The sequence below is a fragment of the Rhodococcus sp. 05-340-2 genome, from assembly GCF_002258915.1.
Lineage (GTDB): Bacteria > Actinomycetota > Actinomycetes > Mycobacteriales > Mycobacteriaceae > Rhodococcoides.
Genome location: NZ_NOYU01000024.1, coordinates 1 through 1,686, shown reverse-complemented (window position 1 = coordinate 1,686; position 1,686 = coordinate 1). Strand labels below are relative to the sequence as shown.

Sequence of the window (1,686 nt, the reverse complement as noted above, 5' to 3'; positions counted from 1 at the left end):
CCCGACGGCAAAGTGTGGGTGCACTGCGCCTCCGGCTATCGCGCCTCGATCGCGGCCTCACTACTCGACCGGGAACATCGCAGCGTGGTGCTCATCGACGACGACTACAACCGCGCAACAGATCTCGGACTCGACACCTCGAAGACATGACGAAATGCTTCGACGACCGAACGCGACGAGACAGGCGTACCCCCAGGGGGTATATGTTGGTATCATCGGCCGCATGCACTCAGTGAATCGGCACGGTCGACGGGGCACAGCTCCGACGGCAGCTTTACTGATTGCACTGACGGTGTTCGGTGTCCTGTTGATGCATTCGGTGACACCGATGTCGATGCCCGTGACCGGCTCGATGTCCACATCGATGAGCGGCGGCCATGCCTCGTTCGCAGCACCGTCCCACACGGACGCCACGGTTCCGGTGATGACCGGGGAACATGACTGCCCGTCGGGGCACCAGATGATGCATCCCTGCGTCGGCACGACGGTGTCGTGGCCCGCGCTGACGGTCCCGGCGATGAGCGCAGCCCTCGACCTGGCGCCGACATCGGTGAACCGGATCATTGGACGGGCCGACTCCACGCTTGAGCGTGCGCCGCCGTGGACGTTATGGGAGTTGGACAGATCGGTGACCTTGCGAGTGTGACAGGGAGCCCGGCAGACGCGTGTCTGTCGGCGGATCGAACGACATCCAATTCTCTGCACTACCCACTCTTGCAAGGAGTTTCCTCATGCGTACCAAAGTCATTGCCTCGATCGCTGCTGCCGCCGCGAGCGCGTTCCTCGTCGTCGGCTGTAGCGACAACGCGGCCGATTCGTCGATGGACGGCCATGCGATGGGATCGATGTCCTCGGCACCGATGTCCTCGGCCCAAGCAAGCGCGTCCGCAGAGTTCAACGATGCCGACGTGATGTTCGCGCAGATGATGTACCCGCATCACGCCCAAGCAGTCGAGATGGCCGACATGGCGAACGGCCGCACCGACAACCCGGAGGTGCTGTCGCTGGCATCGGCGATCGCCGCCGCGCAACAGCCCGAGATGGACCAGATGACCACCTGGCTCACCGAGTGGGGCCAGCCCATGCCCGACATGGACAGGGGTGACATGGGTGACATGGGTGACATGGGCGGGATGGACCACAGCTCCGGCAGCGGCATGATGACCGCTCAGGACATGGACGCGTTGATGGCAGCGTCGGGACCGGAATTCGACCGCCAGTGGTTGACGATGATGATCGCCCACCACACCGGCGCCATCGAGATGGCCAACACCGAAATCGCAGACGGTTCCAATCCTGACGCCCTGGAGATGGCCCGCACCATCGTCGCCACCCAGCAGCAGGAAATCGACACCATGCAGCGGCTGCTCGGCTGACCCGGCCCGCTATAGACAACGATGGCCGCATCCTCTCCGGCGGAGAAGGTGCGGCCATCAACGTTCCACAATTGTCAGGGCTGCGTTCCCGGTACGAGATCAGCTCTCACAGTGACGGTGTGCGCTGCGACGGAGCATTGGAACTCCCGTCGTTCACCGCTCCGGTGATGGTGTCGGGTGTGAGGTCGAGTCGCCGAAGCAGCTGCGCGTTCGCGGCGACGATGATCGTCGACAGCGACATCAGGATCGCGCCGATCGACATGGGCAGCACGAACCCGACCGGCGCGAGCACTCCTGCCGCGAGCGGAAC

3 protein-coding genes and 1 pseudogene are annotated in these 1,686 nt (G+C 63.8%); 3 read left to right on the top strand and 1 reads right to left on the bottom strand.

What is annotated here, in order from left to right; genetic code table 11:
* From CH271_RS29305 to CH271_RS12725, 3 genes and pseudogenes are all read left to right on the top strand, one after another.
* Positions 1 to 150, top strand: a pseudogene (locus CH271_RS29305) (MBL fold metallo-hydrolase); the annotation flags it as partial.
* 73 nt (positions 151 to 223) lie between these two features.
* A complete protein-coding gene (locus CH271_RS12730) occupies positions 224 to 646 on the top strand; it encodes a DUF6153 family protein (protein ID WP_027494146.1) in 423 nt (140 codons plus the stop codon).
* 85 nt (positions 647 to 731) lie between these two features.
* The gene (locus CH271_RS12725) at positions 732 to 1,376 is read left to right on the top strand and encodes a DUF305 domain-containing protein (protein WP_008720034.1); all 645 of its coding nucleotides are present in this window, start codon (positions 732 to 734) and stop codon (positions 1,374 to 1,376) included.
* A gap of 106 nt (positions 1,377 to 1,482) precedes the next feature.
* On the opposite strand, the gene CH271_RS12720 is transcribed toward CH271_RS12725, so the two are convergent.
* On the bottom strand, positions 1,483 to 1,686 hold a 204-nt coding region (locus CH271_RS12720; RefSeq protein ID WP_143546052.1), incomplete at its 5' end, for a hypothetical protein.

Bases quoted from the DNA above. Each gene is read 5' to 3' on its own strand.
- CH271_RS12730 (WP_027494146.1), top strand. From the start codon at position 224: ATGCACTCAGTGAATCGGCACGGTCGACGGGGCACAGCTCCGACGGCA.
- CH271_RS12725 (WP_008720034.1), top strand. From the start codon at position 732: ATGCGTACCAAAGTCATTGCCTCGATCGCTGCTGCCGCCGCGAGCGCG.